Raw genomic sequence first — 23,045 nt, 5'->3', positions numbered from 1 at the left:
AAGGGGATATGCTCTCAGCTTTTCTTTTTCAGCAATTGCGCATTGATGGCCACTATGACCGTACTCAGGCTCATGAATACTGCGCCTATAGCAGGACTGATCACCAGGCCTGGAATAAAGCCTGTGGCCAGTGGCAATGCGATAGCGTTATAGCCTGTTGCCCAGGCGAGGTTCTGGATCATCTTGTTGTAGGTGGCTCTGCCAAATAGTACCAGATTGGCAATGTCCTTTGGGTTGCTGTTGACCAATATGATGTCGGCTGTCTCAGCAGCCACATCGGTACCGGAACCTACTGCAATACCCACATTAGCCTGTGCCAGTGCAGGGGCGTCATTCACACCATCACCCGTCATGGCTACAAAGTGGCCTTCTTTTTGGAGTTTCTTGATGATTTCCACTTTTTGATGGGGCAGTACCTCACTGTAGTAGCCATCCAGCCCGAGTTTTTCACTGACTGCCTTGGCGGTTTTCTCATTGTCCCCGGTAGCCATGTATAGCTTCATGCCTTTTTCCCGAAGCGTTTCGATGGCTTTAGGGCTTTCTTCCCTGATTTGGTCGGACAAGGCTATGAAGCCTATTATTAGATTCTCTTGCAGCACATACACGATGGTTTCTGCCTCATCAGATCCTGCCTGATCGGGGATATTTATGTCGTTTTCTTTCAGGTAGCCGGGGCTGACTACTTTCCAATTTTGTCCCTCGATCTTGCCTTGAATGCCCTTGGCCGTTAATGATTCAAAATTTTCTACCTTTTTCAATGCCAGGCCTGCCTCTTTCGCTGCTTTCACAATGCCTTGTGCAATTGGGTGCTCCGATTGCTGCTCCAGCGAAGCGGCAAAGGACAGCAGTTCATTTTTGTTCATATCATCAGAAAGGCTCTCATATCGTGAGACACCAAATTTGCCTTCGGTCAACGTGCCTGTTTTGTCAAACACCATTGCGGTAATCTTCCGGGCATTTTCAAAAGCAGTACGGTTGCGGATCAGCAAGCCTTTTCCTGCTGAAACAGCAGTGGAAATGGCTACAACTAGTGGTATGGCCAAACCCAACGCATGTGGACAGGATATAACCATGACGGTCACCATTCGTTCCAATGCAAAATCTAAAGGCTTACCCAAGCTGATCCAGGTAAACAACGTAATAGTACCCGCACCAATGGCGATGAAAGTGAGCCATCTTGCGGCAACATTGGCCAGATTTTGGGTTTTGGATTTGGCTTTCTGAGCCTCTTCCACCAAGGTGATCACTTTGTTTAGGTAGCTTTCTTTGCCGGTTTTGGACACCTTTACCTTGATGGATTGACTGCCGTTTACAGAGCCGCCAATTACCTGGTCTCCTTTGGTCTTTTTCACCGGCTTGCTTTCACCTGTGAGCATGCTTTCGTCAAGGTGACTTTCACCATCCACCACTATGCCGTCCGCAGGTATTTTCTCATTGGCTTTTATCAGGATGATATTCTCCTTTTTCAGTTCATCCACTTTGATGTCCTTGATATCGTCACCCTGTACCAAATGCGCCTCGGACGGCATCATCTGTACTAATAATTCGAGAGCCTTCGATGCTCCCATTACTGATTTCATCTCGATCCAGTGCCCTAGCAGCATGATGACAATCAGTGTCGCCAACTCCCAGAAGAAGTCCATTCCCTCCAAACCAAAAACCACTGCCGAGCTGTATACGTAAGCCACGGTAATGGCCACTGCGATCAGGGTCATCATACCCGGTTTTTTGTCTTTTAGCTCATCCCAAAGTCCTTTAAGAAAAGGCCAGCCCCCATAAAAGAAGACAATAGTGGAAAGCCCAAAAAGGAAGTACTGATCACCAAAAAAGGTCAGCTCAAATCCCAGTAATTGCTGGATCATGTGAGATAATGCCAGGATCGGTACCGTGAGCACCAGAGAAATCCAAAAACGCTTCTTGAAATCATCGATCATCATGGCATGATGGTCGTGGTGTCCATGCTGATGGTCTGATTTGTTGACGGTTTGATCATCTGATGATTGGCTCTTTTGGTGGTCATCATCGTGGTGATGGTGCTTGTGATGTTCGTGATTATGCTTTTCCATGAGTAAAAATTTTAGTGGTTAATCTGTTTTAAATGGAAGGGAAACACTTAGCTTTTCCCAAGACATGCGGATAGCGCCCGAACCCTCTCTTTTGTCTTCAATGGTATAAGTAAGCCGTTCTGATAGCGGCATTTCTGTTTCAGGTGTTACCTCGATCCTGATAATATCCTCTGCCTGATCGTAATCATCAGCAAGGTGCTGCTCCTAGTTTTTGTTTAGGATCAACGTCCAGCGTTCCTGTCCGGGGATAGTAAAGAATGCATATTTCCCTTTGGGTATGGTCGTACCTTCTATCTCGATTGCTTTGGAAAATTCTATGCTGGTGGCACTGTGGGCACCCGCAACCCAAACTTCGTCAAAAGGTACCAGGCCGCCCCAAATGACCCTACTTCGAACCGCAGGTGAGTGGTAGTACACAGAAACGTGGGCATCACCCACATTGCCATGCGCTTCCTGAGGGATGCTCTTTTTCGAATTATCCGATTGGTCGACCGTAGAGGTTGCGGCTTCCGGCTGATGGTGTTCGTGACCACCATTTTCACCTTTTTTGTTTTGGCAGGATACGATCAGCAATCCCAGTGCAAGTGTGTAAATTAGTTTGTTCATCATTTATTCTTTTTAAGTTTTGAAGTGGTTTTTAAGAAAGTTTTAGAGGATACTGCGTAAAGTGTAAAGCCTGATAGCACTGTAAAAAGGCCAAAGACTGAAAATGCCCTGAGCAGCCAATTGTTAAAGTTGTCCCGCCCGGCATAATCCATGGTGTGAAACATCCAGAGAAAATCGAACCAACGCCAACTGTTGTGCCTTACCCGCTCAAAGCGGCCATTGGAGGCATCAATGTACGCTACCAGTTTTTCGGGATGATCAAAGTGGACAGCCCAGGCTGGTAGCGGCCTGCCACGGTATTCATGATGGTTGTCGGTTTCAGTAATCCATTCTGTTTTCAGGATTTCCAGGTTTTTTACAAGATGGTTCTGTGCGATTTCGACCGCCTCCGTTTCGGTTATGCCCTTTTTGATTTGTCCGGTCTGGGCATTGTAGAGCAGACTATCGTTGACCCAATAATGCGGTTGGTGATTGATGTAGCGAAGCTCAAGGGATGAAATACCACGCGTTGAATCCAATTGTGCCGGACTGATCAGGTTCCGGGGTGAATGGGTCGTGACATGCTCATGGTGGAACTGGTCTCCATGGATTTCGTCAATATCCGTCCAACTGAAATAGAGGCCGCTGACCGTCCACCCAATAAACTGAATGCCTATAAAAATCCCCAGATACCGGTGTGTTTTTCGGATGTAGTAGTTTCGTTTCATTTTTGGGTAGATTTATCTGCTCGACTTAAGAACCATTTTTCACCTGCAAAAACTATTAGCATCACAGATGCAGAAACAATAAGAACCAAAAGGTCAGATGATGCCTTGATCCATAAGAAAGCTGCCAATACGATGAAATCCAACACCATCGCTGTGAGTACAATTGTTCCATTGGCTTTCACCTCTTTCCTCAAATACTTATATACACCCCAATGAATAATGATGTCCATCACCAAATAAAAAATGGCTCCTATGGAAGCAATTCTGGACAGATCAAAGAAAATAGTCAGGATGATAGCGATAAACACCACATACACCAACATATGCTTCTGTATTCGGCCTGACATGCCCAAATGACTATGTGGAATAAGTTCCATATCTGTAAGCATAGCCGTCATACGAGAGACTGCAAAAATGCTGGCAATCACTCCCGAAATAGTAGCTATTATGGCAATAGCAACGGTAAAATGAAGACCAAAATCTCCAAAAGCAGGTCTGGCAGCTTCAGCAAGGGAGTAATCTTTGGCTTGAATAATTTCAGAGATTGTAAGGCTTGAGTTTACAGCGAAAGCAACCAGAAAATACACCACTGTGCATATCAACAAAGAAATAATAATAGACAGGCCAACATTTTTTTGAGGTTCTGTAATTTCGCCACCACTATTAGTTATTGTAGTGAATCCTTTGTAGGCCAAAATGGAAAGTGCTAAAGCCCCAATATAACTGGTTGCTGAATAATCAGTGTTTTTGATGGCTTTTGGTATCAACCCTTCCAGAGAAAAACCCACTGCCCAGAGAGCTCCTATGGCAAAAATCAGAATTCCGATAATTTTGATAAATGACATGAACTGTGATGACTTTCCTATCAGCTTGTTGCCAGATATGTTAATCAAAAAAGCGCTAACCAAAAGAGCAACACCCAATATGGGAATCCAAAGTTCCTTGTTTTCAACTTCGAACAGTTGTAGGGTATAAGAGCCAAAAGTTCTGGCAACCAGGCTTTCGTTGATTACCATGGATAGTGCCATTAATAATGATGCAGAAGCTGTTATTGTTGATTTACCATAAGCTTTTTTCAAAATCATGGCTATCCCCCCAGCCGAAGGATACGTATTTGAAACTTTGATGTAGGAGTAAGCACTAAATGCTGAAATGAGAGCTCCCAAAACGAAAATGTAAGGAAACCAGGTCCCTGACAGTTCAGCCACCTGGCCCAATAATGCAAAGATTCCTGCACCGATCATTACACCAGTGCCTAAAGCAATTGATCCTAATAAACTTAAACTTCCTTTTTTATAACTTTCTTCCATAACTTCCTAATTAAAACATGACAGATAATCCGCCCCCTGCTCCGAAGCGGTTGTCATAGCTTGTCATCAGTGAAAAATTCTTAGAAAGCATGTATTGTGCACCGGCACTCCATACAATTTCTTCTTTGTAATTTTGGCCGGCCTCCAGACCGTTTACCAATCCTGCATCAATTTGATATTCGTAATAGCCAAAAATTGATAACTTCGGAAATATCATCAGCGATCGACCGATTCCAATTCTAGGCCGAAGCTCATTATCTATCCTTAGGTCAACATTGAACATATAAGGTGTAAACCACCGGATACCAGCCACGGCAATTGTCTTCATATCATCCAAACTATTCCTGGTGGTATTCTCAACATTAATACCTCCAAAAACCCTCAAATAATCGTACAGATAATACTCATAAGAAAATTCAGCTTCCAGGTTCTGATTCCATCCGTATTCCATTGATAAATTGAATTGATTGCGAATGTTTGAAGTGGTCAGATTGACTGTTGTATTATGTGAGGCAACATCTGCCATTCCCCAACTATAGAAGCGGTTGGTTTCGTGAATCAGTTTGGAAATTGGAAAGGGTTTCATTCTAGGGTCTTCCGGTGTATCATAGCTGACTACCCGTGCCATACCTCCCATCATATGATAGAGAATATGGCAATGAAAGAACCAATCTCCATATTCGTTCCCGTAAAACTCAATGGTTACTTTTTGCATGGGTGGCACATTCACCGTATGCTTCAGGGGCGAGTAATCACCGCTTTCGTTGATGACACGGAAAAAATGACCATGCAGGTGCATGGGATGGTGCATCATCGTCAGGTTGTTAAGTGTGATTCGGGTAATTTGCCGCTCTTTGATTTTTATTTTATCTGTTTCAGATAGGGGAATACCATTCATGCTCCAGATGTAGCGGTTCATATTCCCTGTAAGATTGAGGAGGATTTCATTGACTGGAACATCCTTACCATAAACCGTTTTTTCAGGTGATTTCAGATAATTGTAATTGTATTCTGAAAACATATCCATGTTTTCCATCCCGGGCATTTCAGCCATGGGAGCACTTGGCGGATCCATTTTGGAGTTTTTATCATCAGATATATCCATTGAGGAATGATCCATTTGGGAGACCTCTTCCTTATTTCCGGCCATATTCATACCCGGCATATCATTATCCGGGTTTTTGTCGCCTTTCATTTGCATTCCCCAGTTCTCCATCATTTTTTGGGGATCGTCCTTTTTAGGATTAAATTTTAGGGCAGGAGCCCCCATGCGCATGTCCATTTTTGCCATTTGCATCATCATCCCTATTTTATCAGGGCGGGGAACATCTTCGGCTGCTAAAACTTCACCTTGGCCCAAAAAAGCAGAGGCTGTTCCCGAACCATCCTGAGCGGTGGCCCGAAATTCCATCTTTCCACTTTCCGGAATACTTACAATAAAATCGTAGGTCTCCGCAATGGCAATAAATGTTTTATTGCGCTTGACCGGCTCAACATTTAGTCCATCGGCCGCAACTAAGGTCGGCATTTCACCACCAAACGTCATCCAAAACGAGGTAGAAGCTGCCCCGTTAATAATTCTAAGCCTAACCTTTTCTCCGGGTTTGAAATTGGAATATTCCTGAACTTGTTCACCATTAACTAAAAAGGCCGGGTAATATATATCGGCAATGTCTGCACTTTCCATTCTCTGCCTCCAGAAATTTAACTGGGCTCCCATTGCACCTCTGGCAATAACGCGGTTGAGGGGTGTGGCCGTACCTTTTCGCCAGTTGTACCATTCGGTTCCTCGTTTCAGAAAACGGAGTACGTTCATAGGCTTTTCATTCGTCCAGTCCGAAAGTATTATAACGAGCTCTTTGTCATAGGCCAGGTTTTCTTTTCTAGGATGGATGACGATAGAGCCAAAAACACCACTCTGCTCTTGCAGCATGGTATGTGAATGATACCAATAGGTACCGGCTTGTTTCAGGGGAAATTCGTACTTCTGTGTTTCCCCAGGCGCGATGGGCGGAGTGGTGAGGTAAGGAACCCCGTCATAAAAATTTGGCAACAACAAACCGTGCCAGTGAATGGAAGTTTCTTCATCCATCTCGTTTTTTACATATATTACGGCATATTCACCTTCAGTAAAAGTAAGTGTGGGTCCCGGGACACTGCCATTAATGGCCATTCCCATGACTTCTTTGCCTGCCTTGTTCACTGCCAGCTCATTTATGGAAATGGCATATTCTCTTACAGGAAGATTATCAGTGTTGCCTTCGACTGATTTTTCAGTGAGGTTTTGTGCCCTCGTAGACAGGCTAAGCAACGAAAAAGAAATGGTCAAAATATAGTAGAATCTTAAGTTCATGATTTCCGTAATTAAATTTGATTTTTGATTTTCAATGATTTAGTTCCCTCATAATAGCAAAATGACCCGATCCTGGTATTAATAAAGCCTGTCTCCTGCACATCCGAAAACCCTGCCTCACGGATGTAATCCGGCAGCAAGCCCTTCACATTGGCTGTGGTGGTTTTGAAACCGTCCAGAAGCTGCACGGTGTAAAAAACTGTGCGCATCCATCGGTTCTTTGCCTTGCCCCAATCGCCAATGATGAGCTTGCCTCCGGGCTTTAGAACCCGGTAGATTTCACTGAAACAATGCGCTTTAGTTTCATCATCTAACTGATGAAATACCAGACAACTGTAGGCCTTGTCAAAAACAGCATCATCATACGGAAAAATGCCCCCATTGTAGAGTTGGAGTTCAACCAGAATGTCTTTGTCTTTGAGCTTTGAAAAGGCAATCTCCCGTACTTTAGGGTCAATGTCTAATCCGAAAAATGAAGAGTTGGGAGACCGTGAAGAGGCAATCGCCAGATTAGCCCCTGTGCCAAAGCCAAACTCAAAAATTTGCTCATGAGATTCGGGCTTTAAACGGTCTATTAGTTCGCTTCTAAATTTCTTTTCAGGCATGGTCAGTCTTATGGTGGTATCATAAAGGCCGGTAAGGAAATTATAGCTTAATGCAGGGATGAATTCCTTTTCTTTTTTATGGTCTGTGTTTTTCATTTTTTCTCTCCATTGTTTTTGTTCTAATTTTTCCCAGCCTTGGCTGACCAAGCATTTATGTGACCCGAATGCACAAAAAATGCAGCATTGATCGCCCGGAACAGTAATCTCGCATTCGCATCCCTTACAAATGAAGCTATCCTGCCGCTCGTTATAAGGTATTCTGCGAACCTGCTGCTGGCCACATACCGGACAGGTAAGTACCGAATCAAAAAATAACCCAGGCATACTGGTGATTTCAAGTCAATTAGTGGTCATGCTCCAGTTCTAAAAATTTACCTTCCGGACCTACACCTTCTATGTGTACCAATTGTGCTCCGTAATGCCCTGCATGTGCCACAGCATACGCTGCGCTCAATAGCACAACTGCCACAATAGCCATTGCCCATCTTTTCGATTTGAAAATAAATAGATTGATCCCTTGTAACAGCAGGCCGATAAACCCAAGATTGATTGTCCAGTCAGCCCAGAAGTCGTGTTGTTCCAATACGAGCTTGGCATGTTCTGTTAGTCCGTGAGTATGCGGATGGAAGTTTCTGCCAGCTAAGTAGGCAGCTACAAAACCTACCAGCACCATAGCGAATGCTGTCCACGCCAATTCCCTTTTGATGAAAAAGATGTTGACGACCGCCAGAATGGCTCCCACAATCAGCAATACAATAGCGAAATGCACAATTAACGGATGGATTGTGGGAAAGTCCGCAAGATCAGCCGTGACCTTTTTTTCGTAGTGAGCATCTTGTGGATGTGAATCGTGGCTGTCTGCCTCGCTGGCATGGGTGTGGTCTTTATGCTCTTCCCCGGTGGAATGAGCATTCATCACGGTATCCGCCTGTTGGGCGGTACTGTCTTGTTTGTTTTTATGGCCGTCATGTGCCGATAGGGTTGCTGTGGTGAATAGTACCAATACAACTGCTTTTAGAATATTTTTCATTGTCAATTTCATAGATTTGGGGTTACAGGATTGTTTTTAGTTTTTCTTAAATGCGTTGTAATTGGCCTCTGATTCAAAGTAGGCAACTGCACCTTGCGGGTTAGTCACTACTATAAATGCTTCTGATTTATCTACCGGATTACCACTAAAAGGGTCGATGGCGATCCTTGCGCTTTCCAGGTTGTTAAGCTTATCCACGCACATTTCACAGCAACCATAATAGGTTTTGCCATTGACCGGTACCGGGATTTGTGGCTTCCCCATAAAGGCGTCATTCACCATACATACCAGGCTTGGTTCAACTGGTCGCTCAATTTCATCCTGGATATAGCTGACAGAAGGCTTTAGCTGCTGATAGTTAATCCAGTACACCAATGCTGTGGCTGTCACTAACAATGCCGCAATGGTCAGGTAGGCATATACCAGATTCCGGGTAGATGTCTTGGAATTGTCCTTGTTGCTTTTCTTCTTCATGACTTTTCTGTTTGGTGCCTGATGGAAGAGTGGCGGCAGTGTAGCATGCAAGACTACACCTGCACAGAGGCCACTCTCCAACAGGGCTTTACTTTTTACTTATCTTCCTCTTTTTTCATTTCCTGTTCCAAGAAGAAACAGTGGGAAGCACACGCATGAAGTTTATAGTTTTTATGAACTGTGCCTTTCTTGTGACCATCCAGATCCAGGATTTCACATTTATCACCCATCGTTTTGGTACTCAAAATGAAGACTCCATCGTTGTTGTAATAGCGTCCATCTTTTTTGGCTTTGCCTAGGGAATTACCTTCGGCATCATACACTTTACCATTTTTGATAAAGCCCAGTTTTTGACCCTGATTGTTAAAGACTATGTCTTCTTTACTGATGTACCCGAGCTTGGTGCCCTGGTCATCCGATACCTCACCTTTTGAATTGATGTGTATTAGGCGTTGTTCCAACTTGCTACTTGGTTGTGCCAAGAGCCCATGTGCTGCCAGCAGCATTCCTCCAAGGAATGCGATGCTGAAAATGATGTTCTTTTTCATTTCTCATTGTGTTTGTGCCTGGTGTCAGGATCGGGCTTAACCATATGAGTTGACCCAATCCATAGCACTAGGACTTGTGTTAGTTTATTGTCTCTTTTACACTCCCACACTTCAGCATTTTGTCCCCGAAGTATGGGTTTTTGATTTCCTTCTGATTTGAAAGCCAGTAGGCTCCTGAATTGTTATTTGCCATGGGGCAATACTCAAGGTATACTTCTCCCATTGAGAGTTCACCATCTTTCACTAAAGTGGTCATTTCATTACTCAACGAAGCGAAGGCTTTTCGCTGGTCATCCAAAGTAGTAGCTGAAACCACCTTTGCCGCCTCCGCCTTAGCTTCCTGCCAGTTATCTTCGGAGCCTAAAGACGCTTCCAGTTTGGTTGCAGCCTTTTTGGCCTCATTCATCTGTGAAGCGACCAGGGCTTCTTTCAGGTGGATATAATGGCCGTAAGCCACGCCCAAATCTTTGTTTTTGAACATAGGATCCATTTTTTGGCCCATTTCCTTTTTGTCATCATGATTCCCATGATCGTGTTGCGCAAATGCTCCAAAGCTTACTAAAGCCAGAGCCATTATTAAAACTGTTTTTTTTCTCATTACCCTTTTCATTTTATTGATTTTTTAAAGATTAAACATTTGAATGAGGGCTATCCCAATCACCAGGAGAATTACGATACCCCAGACGATTCGTCCAGTCCACATTTTTAATTTTGAAGGGGCTTTTTCATCCTCTGTTTTACAGCATTCTTTCATTTTACTTGATATTTTCCTGTACCTCCCCACAAGTGAGCATAGATTCCCCAAAGTAGGGATTGCGGATTTCCTCTTCGGTACTCAACCAATTTGCTCCCTTATTATCATCTGCCATAGGGCAAAACTGAACGTACAGTGTCTGATCCATGGGTTTAAAGGCTTTGGTCATGGCAATCATTCCTTCAGATACCTGCTGAAATGTAGTGCGTAGTTCGGCTATCGTTTTAAGGTGCTGAACATGTTGCAGTGCATTTTTCAGGTCGCTGCTATGACTCATCCAAGCATTGTGTGACTCACCGGTAAAAGCAGCCATATTCACCTTATCCAGTGTTGTTTTGAGATCAGAAGCGGCTTTTTGAGCCTGATCAAATTCATCAGCCGTTAAGGCATCCTTAAATTTGAGGTATTCAGTATAAAGGGGCCGCAATGCTTCTTTCGCCTTCTGACTAATTGACACTGGCTTAGTCTCTTTTTTCTTGACCTGGCCTGACGAAGCTGGCGTATCCATACCCCCGTGGTTATGCCCTGTCATTGCCGGGCCTCCTTCAGGATTCATCATGCTTGCCTTTCCGCTTAGTTGTGCTGCTGCATCAATGCTGAAGGTGCCATTGACTGCTATCTCTTCACCTTCTTCAAGGCCACTCTCCACAATAAAGCTGTCACCTAAACCCGGCCCAAGCGTCACATCACGCATCATGAAACTTACTCCACTACTAGTGGTATTTTTTACATAAACTACCGAACGCTTGCCTGTCCACATAACAGCAGTTTTGGGAACCACTATGTTATTTGACTTTTTCGGCAATGTAGCTTCTACCGTACCGGATGCAAACATTTCAGGTTTTAGCTGATTGTCTTTGTTGGGCACTTCTACCCTTGCTTTTGCTACTCTTGTCTTAGGATCAATAACAGGATCCAGGAAGGTTATCTTACCTTCAAATGTCTCTCCCGGTAGAGAGGCCACTGTAAAGTTTACCTTATCACCTTTTTTGATCCAGGGCATATCCGATTCATAAACATCAAACAATACCCATACCTTTGAAAGGTCTGCAATCTCATAAATAGCCTCTCCCTTTCGGATGTAATCACCCAGATTTACCATTTTCTCAGTTACATAACCCGAAACATCAGCTTGAACAGCAAATTCCTCTTTCGGTGTCCCCACTTTGAGAATTTGCTCTACCTGACTGTCGGAAAGTTTCCAATTTTTGAGCTTTTCTTTGGCGGAATTAAACAATTGCGGCTGTGTATCTTTAATTTTTTGTGCTTCAAATAATTCCTCCTGTGCAGTAACCAAATCTGGAGAGTATATATAAGCAATGGCCTGCCCTTTCCTTACGAACTCACCTGTGAAATTGACCATCAGCTTTTCTATCCTGCCCGGTATATGGGAAGACTGAGAAAAAACCAGTCGCTCATCTTCCTGTACCTTTCCGTTCAGCCTAACCGACTTAACCGGATCCATGGTTCCTACAGCAGCCGTTCTGATATCAGCCAGTTGCATGGCGGTAGGCGACATACTTACTGCCATAGGGTCAAGTACTTCATTCTGATCATCCTCCAAAGGAATAAGGTCCATGCCACAGATAGGGCAGTCTCCGGGTTCACTCTGACGGATCTGAGGATGCATTGAGCAAGTCCACACGGTCTCGCCAGCTATTTCTGTAGTGTGCTGGTGCTCATCATCCATTTTACTTTCGGATGATGAACCACCAAAAATCAACCAACCCAGCAATAAACCTATTGCCAGTGTTGACAGTGCTACGATTACTATTTTTTTATTCGTGTTCATCTTAATATGTTTTTGCAGTTAAGTAATTGAGTTTGGCCAGGGCAATTTGGTACTGCGTTGCGGCCGTTGCCTTCATCTTTTCATATTTTAAGAGCTGCTGTTGCATACGCAGTACCTCTTCAAATTCATTTCCTGAATTACTGTAAGCCGTAAATAATAGATTTAAAGCCTGATTGGATTCCTGAATTTGTTGATCGTATAGCTCAATCAATTCTTGCTGTTGTTGAATTTCAAACCAGGCCATTTCGTAGTTTGACGTTAGGGTATTGGCAAAGTCCTTTTTTTGGAGTGAATAGCTTTCCTGCATGAGCTGTGCTTCTTTAACAGCGGCTTTATATTTACTCCTGAAAATGGGAATGCTGACAGAAACCATAGGCATTAGAATGTCCTGACCATTGTCGGGAAGTTCCACTTCAGGTCTGTTTCCCACAATAGCATAATCCAATCCTACACCAAATTTTGGAAGCCCTTGTTTGTAAGCGACCTCCTCACTTGCCTCACTGGAGGCTATTTTTAAGTCCAGTTCTTCCAGTACAGGGTTGTTCGTAAGCAAAGAGTCCTTTCTGAAATTATCAGGCAAGGCTTGAGCAACGAGTGAATCCTCTACGGTTACCAATGCGTCCTCCTCTCTGTTGAGTAGTTTATTAAACCGGGTCAGCAGAGGAGCTTCCTTATCGTTCAGAATGGAAAGGTTTGTAGTGGCGTCTTTCAACATAATATCCACACGCAAGAAGTCAACCATCGTACCCACTCCATTTTCAAACTTTTTGTTGGTAATGGTTTTATAAGACTCCAGTATTTCAATATTCTCCCGCTCAATCTCTTTCCATTGATTAAGTTCATAAAGCGGATAATAGGCCGCTGCCACTTGGTAATACAACCTATTCCGAGCGTCTAAGAAGGCTTGATATTTTGCTTCCGCCATTAAAGCTGCGGCATTTCCCTGTGCCCGTAGCGTTCCAAACCAGGGGAACATCTGCGTTAGGGAAAACCTTGCCTTTTGTGGTCCTACCCTCGTTTCCACCGGTGAAATGAAATAACCAAAAGAGAAATTAGGGTCCGGTAAAGTATTTACCTGCTCCACCTTCTGTATGGCCGCTTCAAATTCCCGATATTTCGCCTGTAATCCCGGATTGCTTTCCGCTGCTATTTTAAAATAGTCATCCAGGACCTGCGCCTGACTTACGCTGGTTCCGAGAAAAACAAGTATTACAATATTTACAATAATCTTCATGGTTGTGTCTTTTTAAATTTTCTTTCTTCCCTCATAGCGTATAAAACCGGCACGATGAAGTAGGTGACGGCTGCGAAGAACATACCTCCGAATGCTGGAATAGCCATTGGGATCATGATGTCTGCTCCGCGACCCGTTGAGGTAAGTATAGGCAGCAAGGCAATGATGGTGGTGGCGGATGTCATCACGGCAGGTTTTATTCTTCGTTGACCAGCTTCCACTGTTGCCGCTCTTATTCCTTTCAGACTGTCTGTTTTATTACGATTAAAACTTTGATCTAAATAAGTAGCCATTAATACCCCATCATCAGTGGCTATACCAAACAAGGCAATAAACCCGACCCAAACAGCCACGCTCAAATTGATAGTATGTATTTGGAACAAGTCTCGGAAATTCGTACCGAAAAGGGAGAAGTCCGCAAACCAGGTCTGGCCATACAACCATAGCATGATAAAGCCTCCACTAAATGCCATGGCAATACCAGTAAACACCATTAATGAAGTCGCTACAGACTTAAATTGGAAGTAAAGGATGAGGAAGACGATACCCAATACCAACGGAACAATGATTGAAAGCCTCTTTTCAGCCCTTACCTGATTTTCATAGCTTCCTGAGAACTTGTAGCTGACCCCGGCAGGAACGACTAAATCACCTGTATCTATTCTTTCCTGAATAGCTGCCTCGGCATCATTGACCACTCCAACTTCCGAGTATCCGTCCCTTTTGTCAAATAGTACATAACCCACCAAAAAGGTTTCCTCACTTTTGATCGCCTGTGGCCCCCTCACATACTCAAAGTCCACCACCTGGCTAATTGGTATCTGTGCTCCTGTAGGTGTAGGCAAAAGAATTTTACCCAATGATTCGGGATCGTCCCTGAGTTCGCGCGGGTAGCGTACCCTCACCGGAAAACGTTCGCGTCCTTCCACGGTAGAAGTAATTTTCATTCCTCCAATGGCAGTTTCAATGGTCTGCTGTACATCTTCCACATTCAGCCCATAGCGCGAAATCTCATCCCGGTTGATGTTGAGATGGAGATAAGGTTTGCCCACAATACGATCAGCAAACACCGCTTCCTCTTTTACAGAAGGAACATTTTTTAGTACTTCCTCTAGTTGAAGGCCAAAATCCTCAATAGTTTTAAGATTAGGACCATAGACTTTGATACCCATGGGAGCCCTCATGCCTGTTTGAAGCATGACCAGCCGGGTTTCAATAGGCTGTAACTTAGGTGCTGAGGTAACTCCCGGTATTTTGGTAACCTTCACGATTTCATTCCAGATATCATCCGGGGATTTTATTTGTGGCCGCCAGTTGCGGAAATAATTTCCGTTATCATTAGGGATGAGTTCCTCTGTTGTAACCCCACGCTTAATGGCTTCTTCGTTAGAAAGGCTATCTCCGCTGTTGAGTATAAAGCGATCTTCCTTATCAACTTTGAACCTTAGCCTGTGCCCTTTTTCACTGAGCATGTACTCCGTTTTATAGTTGATGATGTTTTCATACATGGAAATAGGTGCCGGATCAAGGGCAGACTCTACCCGTCCTAATTTGCCTACCGTTAATTCTACTTCCGGGATGTTAGTCAAGAGCATATCCAACTGACCAACTACTTTACGGTTGAACTCAATACCGGAATGTGGCATGGATGTTGGCATTAGCAGGAAACTTCCTTCGTCCAGGGAAGGCATAAATTCTTTTCCTACACCCGGGAAGGTATGGGTCAAGCCTGACCAAACTGTAGTTGTCCGGACATCCCAGCCGAGATTGTCAAATGCTTTAGGAATAAACCCGAAAATGCTATTAAAACCCAACCAAACATTAGCGCCAAGCAAAATCAAGAAAGTAGGTATCAATAAAAAAGTTACTTTATTATCCAGGCACCATTTTAATATAGATTTGTAGTAATATTCTAAAAGCGTGAACGACCCCAGGATAAATCCTACCAATAAGGTCACAAAAATAAAGTTGAGTAGCAGAGACTTTGAAGCTCCTAGTGGTAGCCAATATTTAGCTAAAAGCCAGGTTACCCCAATAAGTACAATGATCAACTCGGCATAATTGAAGAGAAATAATACAGGCTTGGAAAAGCGTTCCTTTTTAGTGTCAAAAAAATTCTTTACAATTCCGATTGCACCAAATAGTACCAGCAGTACTCCACCCCATACCTGACCGGTAAAGAGCCCTATAATTCCAAATAGTACTAATGCATAGCCACCATATTTCTTAAGAAACTTATTATTGATTTTGAATCCAAAGAACCAATGTGCCAAGGTAGGCATGATCAATAGACTCACCAACAGCGCAGCTACCAGGGCAAAGGTCTTGGTGAATGCCAAAGGTCCAAAGAGCTTTCCTTCAGCAGCTTGCATGGTAAAGACCGGAATGAAGCTGACAATGGTGGTAGAAACAGCGGTGAGAATAGCGGTACCCACTTCTGAAGCTCCATTATAAATGGTATCTATCAGTTTTTGACCGGGAGGAGCTTCATCTATATGCTTGATAATATTTTCGGAAAGTATAACTCCCAAGTCCACCATCGTACCAATGGCAATGGCAATTCCAGACAAGGCCACTATATTGGCATCCACACCAAAATAGCGCATGGCGATAAACACCATTAATACCGCAATCGGCAGGATACTTGAAATGAGAAATGAAGCCCTGAGATTATACACCATCACGATCACTACTAAAATGGTAATGAGCACCTGAAGCGAAATGGCTTCTTCCAGGGTTCCCAATGTTTCATAAATAAGCTCGGAACGATCATAAAACGGAACAATGGTCAGCTGGCTTTCCCTTCCATCTGCCAACGTTTTTTTCGGCAGTCCCGGGGCTATTTCTTTGATCTTATCCTTGACGTTGTTAATGACCTGCAAGGGATTGGCCCCATAGCGCGCCACCACTACTCCACCTACCACTTCAGCACCGTCTTTATCCAACAGACCTCTACGGGTGGATGGCCCCAGGGTGACTACACCAATGTCTTTAATACGGACGGGAACATTTTCCTGAACGGCCACCACGGCCTTTTCAATGTCTTCTACTTTTTTGATGTAGCCCAAACCACGCACCAGATATTCTGCCTGGTTGATCTCAATGGTTTTAGCCCCTACGTCTTTATTTGATTTCTGTACCGCCTGCATTACTTTATGCAATGGGATATCATAGGCTTTAAGGGCATCAGGGTTCACATCAATCTGATATTCCTGTACAAAGCCACCAATAGAAGCCACTTCCGAAACGCCTTCTGTTGCGTTTAATCCATATTTGACGTAGAAGTCTTGTACGGTACGGATTTCGTGTAAATCCCATCCTCCCGTAGGGTTTCCATCCTTATCTCTGCCCTCAATGGTATACCAATACACCTGGCCCAGCGCAGTGGCATCAGGCCCGAGTGCGGGCTGAACCCCTTCCGGTAATAAGCCGGAAGGCAAGGAACTTAGTTTCTCAAGGATACGTGAACGTGACCAGTAAAACTCTACATCTTCACTGAAAATGATGAAGATACTGGAAAAGCCAAATATAGAAGAACTCCGTATAGATTTTACGCCCGGAATACCTAATAAATAGGTAGTCAGCGGATAGGAAATTTGGTCTTCTATGTCTTGTGGTGATCGGCCCTGCCACTGGGTAAAGACAATCTGTTGGTTTTCTCCTATATCCGGAATAGCATCTACCGGAACGGGATCAGAAGGTAACGCACCTATCTGCCAACCGAAAGGGGCGGTCACAATGCCCCAGGCAATGAAGCCAATTAAGATGAGAACGGTAACTAACTTGTTCTCAAGAAAGTATTTAATGATTTTATTAAGCATGTTATTTACATTCAACTTTTGAATTGATTTAAAAAGGCATAGCAATAATGCCCCAAGGCTCTAAAGAGCTAAGCCTTGATCACGATCAATTGAATGAAATGCTTAAATAAGGAAGGATTGAACGAGTACTGGTATATCACGTTCAATCAGTGGGGGGGAATAGTCGTTAAACGTATAGTGATCAACGGTAGTGTCACTAAAAAGAAACGAAACCACAACGTAGATAACTGCGATCATTTGAAAATCAGGAACCGCAACTTTGGTCACTTGCGTAAGGTCTTCATGACCCTCAATTACTAAAGTCTGGTCTTCACAGCAACCTTTTTTAGTCACCTGCTGGTGTTCGCAATCCGGATCATGCTTATCATTGGCACAAGGTGATTTTTGAGTGGCCATTTCGCAGGGCTCAGCCCCGGAAAAAAGTGCAATGCTCTCTAGCTGGCCCATACAGAAATGCATCCCAAACGTGAAACTCGTGGAACTGAGTAGCACCAGGCAGGATAACAAAATGGCCGATATTTGTCTAAAACGTTGCACTTTGGAGAAAGTCTAATACGAATCTACGGAATTTAGTTCAGAATGTTCGATTTTAATATCAAAAATGATGGTTTGTATTTCAAATACCTCAATATGTAGATGTTTGAGATTTATTTTCCATCTAAAAATTTTGGTCTGTTGATGCTTATTTTTAAAGTCGTTATCTCTTATTCAGGAATGATCAGGAATGAAAAGAACCCCGTGTGGGTGAACTCATCCACACGGGAGTTCCGTCAGAAACTAATCACCGCTTCAACCACGACTCCACTAAATTCAGCCCCGGCAAAACGCCCTGTCCAAGCATTGCCTTCATATTGCTGCTTCATGTACTCAACTTTTGTTAAAACGTTCTTTGAAAGATACCAGCCTCCACCAAAATTGACCCTGCTGATTTCCAAATCTTCTGTGGCACTTTCACGCATTTTACCAGTTACTGTATTATATCTACCCCCAAGATAGAAACGTTCATCAGCTCCAAACCTATACAATACCTCAGCTGCTATTTGTGTGAATGCGCCCTCTGTGTCAGCTTGAGGTGTTGTGAATTCATTGCTTCCATCAGCCAACTCATAAATACCAAAGAACTCCAAGCCTTTGTACTTGATGAATGGGTTAATCTGCAAGGCTGTGAGTTTTGTGAACCTGGCATTAAACTGACCATCACGAGGGCCACCCTCTGTATTGCCATCCACATCCGGTACTGTAAAAAGCACATTGTAATACCTGGAGCCTCCTCGGTCACCACCATACAGATAGGTGCCTGTTGAGGTGCCTTTATTGATGTACCAAGATCCGGTCAATCGTACTCTCAAATCCTCACTCAGTTGTTTATCGTATCCCAACTTACCGAAGAAAGAAGGCTTATTATCTGTATTGTCGTTCACAGTTACATTTTGATTGAGCTTGCCGTTTGTCAACCCAACCACTGCCAATAAACCATTCTTTTGAACTGTAAGCTCTCCGAATGCCTCGGTGGAGAATGCATCCATAAGATAATTCCCCACAAAAGGGTTGAAAATACCTCTCGCATTGTCCGTTCTCCTGAAATGTGCGTCTCCATAGTTGAACTCATCTAACCCTATGGTAATACTTGCATATTTCATCACTCCCTCCAGAAACCCAGGTTTAACAAAGTCAAGATTATCAACTCTCATGTATCCACCCTTAATCCATGCTTCGTTGTGTGCTCTGGAAGAAAGATAGGTCCTGAGGTGCATCCGAACACCTTCCATTACCTGAACGTCAAGGTTGAGGTTAGCTGAAGGTAAATTGAAATCGGAACCAAGCTCAACCAAGGTACTAGCATCATTACTTTGGTTAAGGCCCTGAAATTGCATGGCGAAATCACCGCCTACTCTTACTTTGAGGCCATCAAAGATAACTGTATCCACTTTTGAGGGCTCGAATACATTCAGGCCGTTTTTATCGTTTGGCCTGAAATACTGCAAGCCTGGTTGTTGGGCGTATGTGGTATTGATCACCATCAGTGTCACGGCAATGAATACCAATTGAATTTTATGAAACGTTTTCATGATTTTAACATTTTGTTGAAAGTCTGATTAAAGAAACTTGATGATAGTTTTGTCGGATAGATCGTGTCTAATGCTGTTCGAATATCCCGGAGCAGCTATACTATACAGAACTATTTCCGACATTGCCCAAAGGTTTCGTAACCCAGGCAACTAACTGATATTCAGATGTTAGCTAAAGAAGAAATGACTGGAACAGGATAGAGCGATACCGCCCTGACCAGCCGGGGGGAGCCTTTTTAGGAGTTGTGTAGTTTCTTGACTCGAAAAATTGTGTAGAAGGCAAATGGAAAGATGGCTGAGCCATTGCCGCATGTGAAAAATCAATGACCAGAATGTCTGAATGAGGTGTCCTGAAATCATCGAGAGAGAAGATGGTTTCCTGATCCTCACAGCCATCACAAGGGTTGCTGTGGTCGTCACAGCATGGTTCGTAATGTTTTAGAAAAAGCTCGAAGCTGATCAGTTCGCCCCCACAAAAGTGCTGAAACACTGCCATCCCTTTGCCAGGGAGAAGCATTGCAATTATTAGGACGATATATAAGTTGCGCTTCATGAGCCTTTTGATGTAAAATGCCATCCATTGAAGCGGGTATCTATTTGTTATCCCCTTCAATATGACTCAAAAGTACGCAACGGTTATTGAGCGCGCTATGACATTGCACATGTCAAAACATGACCTACATCATGTTTGAACAAAGTCGGGTTTATCCAACTTAAATCAGTAATGTTTGAGATTGTTACAGGTGCATGAAGATGATAAAGAGAGGTGCTATCTATTTTCGAAATGGATATGCTATCTGCTTTAGATAAGATTTCGGAAAGTTTGGCTCTTCTGCCATACCAATCTCCCCAATACCTTCGGATGTGTAGATTTTCGGATCATCAAAACTGGTTTTGAAGATGTAGTCCCAAATGGTCAACCATGCCCCGTAATTTACCTGTGCATCCTTGAAGTCAGCTCGATGGTGCCACCTGTGTAACTCTGCCACACAAAAGAACTTCTTTAGTATCCCTGCTTTATAATCCAGATTGGTATGTTGCATCATCATATTGATTGCGAGGAATGCAAGTGCCAGTACAACAACTGGTTGGGGTACACCAATGATCAGACAGGCGATGATTCCAGGACCACCTTCTAATATCTGGTGGAGTGCATGGCGTTTTTCACCATTAAGAAAATATAGCCTTTCGGAGCTGTGATGGATGGCATGAAACTTCCACAGCCATTGGTACTTGTGACTTTGCCAGTGTACAAGATACAAAAAGAAATCAATGATGATGAGTGCCAATATTACCTGTATCCATAGTGGTATATCCGTAGGGAACCATTTGAAGAAAGTAAAATAAGCAGAGAGCCAGATAAAGCTAAACTGAGCTGATATTTTGATCAGGTAGTTTATGATATAATATGTAAAATCAAGATTCCAGTCTTTGCCGTCCAGCCAGTTTTTCTCGAAAGGCATCCATTTTTCAAGAAACAAAGCGATTATGCCAAACAAGGCAATGATAGGGATTGTGACAAGATATTGGTTCAACCCTGATTGTACTCCCAACAGCATCAGGCACCAGGCCGAAAGCATGAATATTGGGTAGAGGCTGTATTGCAGTATTCTTTTCATCCTGTAGATTTTTTTACCCTACAAAGATGAATAGCCTTAAATTGAATTACTTGTATAAACCTGCTAACCTTTCAAAACACTGGAGGGCGCAACGCCAAACATTTCAGTAAACGTCTTTGAAAAGTGTGGAAGGTCTGAGAAGCCACCATCATAGCAAGCGGTGGTCAATGAATTCCCTAAGAGGATTGATTCGACTGTGGACTGCATTCTTGCCCACAGAATGTACCTCCGGAATGGGATTCCCACATGCTCTTTAAATAAGTGAGCATACCTTGACGCAGACAAGTGAACCTTTGAAGCCATGTCTTCAATTCTCATTTCCCGACTAAGTGATTCTTTGATGTGTTGAATGGAATTGACAATCCTTTGATCTGATTGATTTGAATAAATATGATGGCCAGTCAATTGATCCACTAATAGTCTGGTATAGTGCAAGACATCAATCTCCTTGCCCATGATCCAATGATTGAATTCATTGATGATTTGTTCATCCGGCAATTTTTGAAGACCAATAATTTTCTTATCAAGTTGATATGTCTTTTTTAAACGTTCTGAAAACTGATGGAAAGGATCCATAAAAATGAAAATAGGAATACTATTTTCATGATAGCTAAATTGATGTTTTATGTCATGGGGGATTATAGACAAAACGCTAAAATTTTCTTTGCCACTATTATCAATTATTTTATGTTGGCCCTGAGCGCAATAGATTATTTCTGTGGCATGATGGGCATGAGGTTTAGTAGTGGCAACATGTCCTGAATATACACCAATACCGTCTTTAAAAAACAATCTGAAGGCTCTCATGATCCTTGCGGTTCAGCAACAGTTGTTTTTACTACCCTCTTGAATCGGAGGACAAGCCTTTGTTCCATAACTACAATATATACAACAGTCACCCACTTTCGGTTTTAGCACCTGGTGGCAATTCTCACATTCATAAAAATACTGGCAGGCGTCAGTGGGCATGGTTTCTTCTTTTTCATGTCCGCAGTTGGGGCAGGTGATGGTGGATTCTAAAATGATTTCCATTTATTTCTCTGTTTTATTGGTCACGGAATATCCGGTCGAGTTGATAGCTTGCTCAATTTCAAGAATGCCTGTTTTGGACTTGTCGAATTCTACAACGGCATTGCCCTTTTCGTAAGAAGCAGCTACATCAAGGATACCACTGAGCTTATTTACCTCATGTTCAACATGAGCTGCACAACCCTGGCAAATCATGCCCTTGATTTGAAAATTTACGGTCTGAATGTCCGACTTATCAACGATGATCACTTGCTTTTCGGCTTTCGGGTAGAAAATGTGAGCATACAGCGGGAATGTGAGCATCAGGGTAGCAAAAACGGTGACTATCCCCAAAAACTTCTGGGTCTGCCAAAAGCTAGGATATGCATATTCTCCGCCAGGCTCACACGCACATTCTATTTCATCTTTGGCCTTTGGTCTACCATGCCTGCCGGCAGGCAGGAGTTTTTGGTACCAAGCAAACCCCAACACTATAACTGTAATACCGACAAAAATGGGCCGTGCAGGATCCAGCCAGGAGAAAGTGGAGGCAATCCCGCTTGCACCGGCCACTAGTGCAAGCACTGGGGTGATGCAGCAAAGTGAACTTAAGAGTGCAGCCATAATACCGCTAGTTAAAAGAGAATTTTTCATAAGGCAGGAATTGTATTTGGGAGATTAAACAAATCGAGCACTGATGAAATGATTCGCTGACTTTGCTCTTCTACTGAATAGAAGATGGTTTGACCGGATTTTTTGGTCGTCACGATTCCCGCATCCTTCAGTTTTTTTAGATGTTGGGAGACGGCCGGCACGGTCATGCCCAGGATGTCTGACAAGTCACATGGGCAAAGTTCATTTTCCTGTTTCAAGAGGTACAGGATTTTGAGGCGAACCGCATTACCTGCCAGATTCAGTACATCGGCCAGTTCTAAAAAGCTTTCTTCTTTGTTTTTCAAGTCTTCTCTGCAGCGACTGATCTGGATGCTATCTGCAAAGACACGGATACATGTATTCATAGTATTTAAGCAATTGCTTAAACAAAGGTA

General features: G+C 43.3%; 20 protein-coding genes and 2 pseudogenes. All 22 read right to left on the bottom strand.

Annotated features, from left to right (window positions below):
* Positions 1-14: 14 nt before the first annotated feature.
* Positions 15-2,066: a copper-translocating P-type ATPase gene (locus tag KZP23_RS16495; protein WP_226332869.1), complete on the bottom strand. Its 2,052-nt coding sequence runs from the start codon at positions 2,064-2,066 to the stop codon at positions 15-17.
* Between the two features lie 18 nt (positions 2,067-2,084).
* Positions 2,085-2,672, bottom strand: a pseudogene (locus KZP23_RS16490) (DUF2911 domain-containing protein).
* Positions 2,672-3,379, bottom strand: coding sequence for a PepSY domain-containing protein (locus tag KZP23_RS16485; protein WP_226332868.1), 708 nt, complete (start codon positions 3,377-3,379; stop codon positions 2,672-2,674). Before KZP23_RS16485 ends, KZP23_RS16490 begins: the two are co-directional and overlap by 1 nt.
* Positions 3,376-4,689 (bottom strand): APC family permease, encoded by a 1,314-nt coding sequence (locus tag KZP23_RS16480; protein WP_073094959.1) that lies wholly within the window; start codon positions 4,687-4,689, stop codon positions 3,376-3,378. The genes KZP23_RS16485 and KZP23_RS16480 overlap by 4 nt, the downstream gene beginning before the upstream one ends.
* Positions 4,690-4,699: 10 nt before the next feature.
* Positions 4,700-7,042, bottom strand: a complete 2,343-nt coding sequence (locus KZP23_RS16475) for a multicopper oxidase domain-containing protein (RefSeq protein ID WP_226332866.1) — start codon at positions 7,040-7,042, stop codon at positions 4,700-4,702.
* A gap of 11 nt (positions 7,043-7,053) precedes the next feature.
* Positions 7,054-7,743 (bottom strand): class I SAM-dependent methyltransferase, encoded by a 690-nt coding sequence (locus tag KZP23_RS16470; protein ID WP_226332865.1) that lies wholly within the window; start codon positions 7,741-7,743, stop codon positions 7,054-7,056.
* 51 nt (positions 7,744-7,794) lie between these two features.
* Positions 7,795-7,971: pseudogene (locus KZP23_RS23160) on the bottom strand (GDCCVxC domain-containing (seleno)protein); the annotation flags it as partial.
* Between the two features lie 19 nt (positions 7,972-7,990).
* The gene (locus KZP23_RS16465) at positions 7,991-8,689 is read right to left on the bottom strand and encodes a hypothetical protein (protein ID WP_015266984.1); all 699 of its coding nucleotides are present in this window, start codon (positions 8,687-8,689) and stop codon (positions 7,991-7,993) included.
* A gap of 24 nt (positions 8,690-8,713) precedes the next feature.
* Positions 8,714-9,151: a hypothetical protein gene (locus tag KZP23_RS16460; RefSeq protein ID WP_226332863.1), complete on the bottom strand. Its 438-nt coding sequence runs from the start codon at positions 9,149-9,151 to the stop codon at positions 8,714-8,716.
* Positions 9,152-9,246: 95 nt separating this feature from the next.
* Positions 9,247-9,699, bottom strand: a complete 453-nt coding sequence (locus KZP23_RS16455) for a 5-fold beta-flower protein (RefSeq protein WP_226332861.1) — start codon at positions 9,697-9,699, stop codon at positions 9,247-9,249.
* A gap of 79 nt (positions 9,700-9,778) precedes the next feature.
* Positions 9,779-10,297 (bottom strand): DUF3347 domain-containing protein, encoded by a 519-nt coding sequence (locus KZP23_RS16450; RefSeq protein WP_226332860.1) that lies wholly within the window; start codon positions 10,295-10,297, stop codon positions 9,779-9,781.
* Between the two features lie 157 nt (positions 10,298-10,454).
* Complete coding sequence (locus KZP23_RS16445) at positions 10,455-12,245, bottom strand: efflux RND transporter periplasmic adaptor subunit (protein WP_226332859.1); 1,791 nt, start codon at positions 12,243-12,245, stop codon at positions 10,455-10,457.
* Position 12,246: 1 nt separating this feature from the next.
* A complete protein-coding gene (locus KZP23_RS16440) occupies positions 12,247-13,479 on the bottom strand; it encodes a TolC family protein (protein WP_226332858.1) in 1,233 nt (410 codons plus the stop codon).
* Entirely contained in the window at positions 13,476-17,300 is a 3,825-nt protein-coding gene (locus KZP23_RS16435) for an efflux RND transporter permease subunit (RefSeq protein WP_226332857.1), read from the bottom strand. Before KZP23_RS16435 ends, KZP23_RS16440 begins: the two co-directional genes overlap by 4 nt.
* Before the next feature lie 102 nt (positions 17,301-17,402).
* On the bottom strand, positions 17,403-17,837 hold the full coding sequence (locus KZP23_RS16430; protein WP_449506045.1) for an HYC_CC_PP family protein: 435 nt from the start codon (positions 17,835-17,837) through the stop codon (positions 17,403-17,405).
* 233 nt (positions 17,838-18,070) lie between these two features.
* On the bottom strand, positions 18,071-19,369 hold the full coding sequence (locus KZP23_RS16425; RefSeq protein ID WP_226332856.1) for a hypothetical protein: 1,299 nt from the start codon (positions 19,367-19,369) through the stop codon (positions 18,071-18,073).
* A gap of 172 nt (positions 19,370-19,541) precedes the next feature.
* Complete coding sequence (locus KZP23_RS16420; RefSeq protein ID WP_226332855.1) at positions 19,542-19,922, bottom strand: hypothetical protein; 381 nt, start codon at positions 19,920-19,922, stop codon at positions 19,542-19,544.
* Positions 19,923-20,142: 220 nt separating this feature from the next.
* Positions 20,143-20,988: a sterol desaturase family protein gene (locus tag KZP23_RS16415; protein ID WP_226332854.1), complete on the bottom strand. Its 846-nt coding sequence runs from the start codon at positions 20,986-20,988 to the stop codon at positions 20,143-20,145.
* Between the two features lie 63 nt (positions 20,989-21,051).
* Positions 21,052-21,795, bottom strand: a complete 744-nt coding sequence (locus KZP23_RS16410; RefSeq protein ID WP_226332852.1) for a helix-turn-helix transcriptional regulator — start codon at positions 21,793-21,795, stop codon at positions 21,052-21,054.
* A 12-nt stretch (positions 21,796-21,807) separates the two neighbouring features.
* Entirely contained in the window at positions 21,808-22,020 is a 213-nt protein-coding gene (locus KZP23_RS16405) for a GDCCVxC domain-containing (seleno)protein (RefSeq protein ID WP_226332851.1), read from the bottom strand.
* On the bottom strand, positions 22,021-22,650 hold the full coding sequence (gene merTP / locus KZP23_RS16400; protein WP_226332849.1) for a mercuric transport protein MerTP: 630 nt from the start codon (positions 22,648-22,650) through the stop codon (positions 22,021-22,023). It lies immediately after the preceding gene.
* The gene (locus KZP23_RS16395) at positions 22,647-23,015 is read right to left on the bottom strand and encodes an ArsR/SmtB family transcription factor (protein ID WP_084121538.1); all 369 of its coding nucleotides are present in this window, start codon (positions 23,013-23,015) and stop codon (positions 22,647-22,649) included. The genes merTP and KZP23_RS16395 overlap by 4 nt, the downstream gene beginning before the upstream one ends.
* Between the last annotated feature and the right edge of the window lie 30 nt (positions 23,016-23,045).

It is taken from the genome of Echinicola marina, assembly GCF_020463795.1.
GTDB lineage: Bacteria > Bacteroidota > Bacteroidia > Cytophagales > Cyclobacteriaceae > Echinicola > Echinicola marina.
This window is presented reverse-complemented; position numbering and strand designations above follow the sequence as displayed.

Excerpts from the sequence above, each read along its gene's own strand:
- KZP23_RS16495 (WP_226332869.1), bottom strand. The coding sequence starts at position 2,066 with ATGGAAAAGCATAATCACGAACATCACAAGCACCATCACCACGATGAT.
- KZP23_RS16485 (WP_226332868.1), bottom strand. The coding sequence starts at position 3,379 with ATGAAACGAAACTACTACATCCGAAAAACACACCGGTATCTGGGGATT.
- KZP23_RS16480 (WP_073094959.1), bottom strand. The coding sequence starts at position 4,689 with ATGGAAGAAAGTTATAAAAAAGGAAGTTTAAGTTTATTAGGATCAATT.
- KZP23_RS16475 (WP_226332866.1), bottom strand. The coding sequence starts at position 7,042 with ATGAACTTAAGATTCTACTATATTTTGACCATTTCTTTTTCGTTGCTT.
- KZP23_RS16470 (WP_226332865.1), bottom strand. The coding sequence starts at position 7,743 with ATGAAAAACACAGACCATAAAAAAGAAAAGGAATTCATCCCTGCATTA.
- KZP23_RS16465 (WP_015266984.1), bottom strand. The coding sequence starts at position 8,689 with ATGAAATTGACAATGAAAAATATTCTAAAAGCAGTTGTATTGGTACTA.
- KZP23_RS16460 (WP_226332863.1), bottom strand. The coding sequence starts at position 9,151 with ATGAAGAAGAAAAGCAACAAGGACAATTCCAAGACATCTACCCGGAAT.
- KZP23_RS16455 (WP_226332861.1), bottom strand. The coding sequence starts at position 9,699 with ATGAAAAAGAACATCATTTTCAGCATCGCATTCCTTGGAGGAATGCTG.
- KZP23_RS16450 (WP_226332860.1), bottom strand. The coding sequence starts at position 10,297 with ATGAGAAAAAAAACAGTTTTAATAATGGCTCTGGCTTTAGTAAGCTTT.
- KZP23_RS16445 (WP_226332859.1), bottom strand. The coding sequence starts at position 12,245 with ATGAACACGAATAAAAAAATAGTAATCGTAGCACTGTCAACACTGGCA.
- KZP23_RS16440 (WP_226332858.1), bottom strand. The coding sequence starts at position 13,479 with ATGAAGATTATTGTAAATATTGTAATACTTGTTTTTCTCGGAACCAGC.
- KZP23_RS16435 (WP_226332857.1), bottom strand. The coding sequence starts at position 17,300 with ATGCTTAATAAAATCATTAAATACTTTCTTGAGAACAAGTTAGTTACC.
- KZP23_RS16425 (WP_226332856.1), bottom strand. The coding sequence starts at position 19,369 with ATGAAAACGTTTCATAAAATTCAATTGGTATTCATTGCCGTGACACTG.
- KZP23_RS16420 (WP_226332855.1), bottom strand. The coding sequence starts at position 19,922 with ATGAAGCGCAACTTATATATCGTCCTAATAATTGCAATGCTTCTCCCT.
- KZP23_RS16415 (WP_226332854.1), bottom strand. The coding sequence starts at position 20,988 with ATGAAAAGAATACTGCAATACAGCCTCTACCCAATATTCATGCTTTCG.
- KZP23_RS16410 (WP_226332852.1), bottom strand. The coding sequence starts at position 21,795 with ATGAGAGCCTTCAGATTGTTTTTTAAAGACGGTATTGGTGTATATTCA.
- KZP23_RS16405 (WP_226332851.1), bottom strand. The coding sequence starts at position 22,020 with ATGGAAATCATTTTAGAATCCACCATCACCTGCCCCAACTGCGGACAT.
- merTP (WP_226332849.1), bottom strand. The coding sequence starts at position 22,650 with ATGAAAAATTCTCTTTTAACTAGCGGTATTATGGCTGCACTCTTAAGT.
- KZP23_RS16395 (WP_084121538.1), bottom strand. The coding sequence starts at position 23,015 with ATGAATACATGTATCCGTGTCTTTGCAGATAGCATCCAGATCAGTCGC.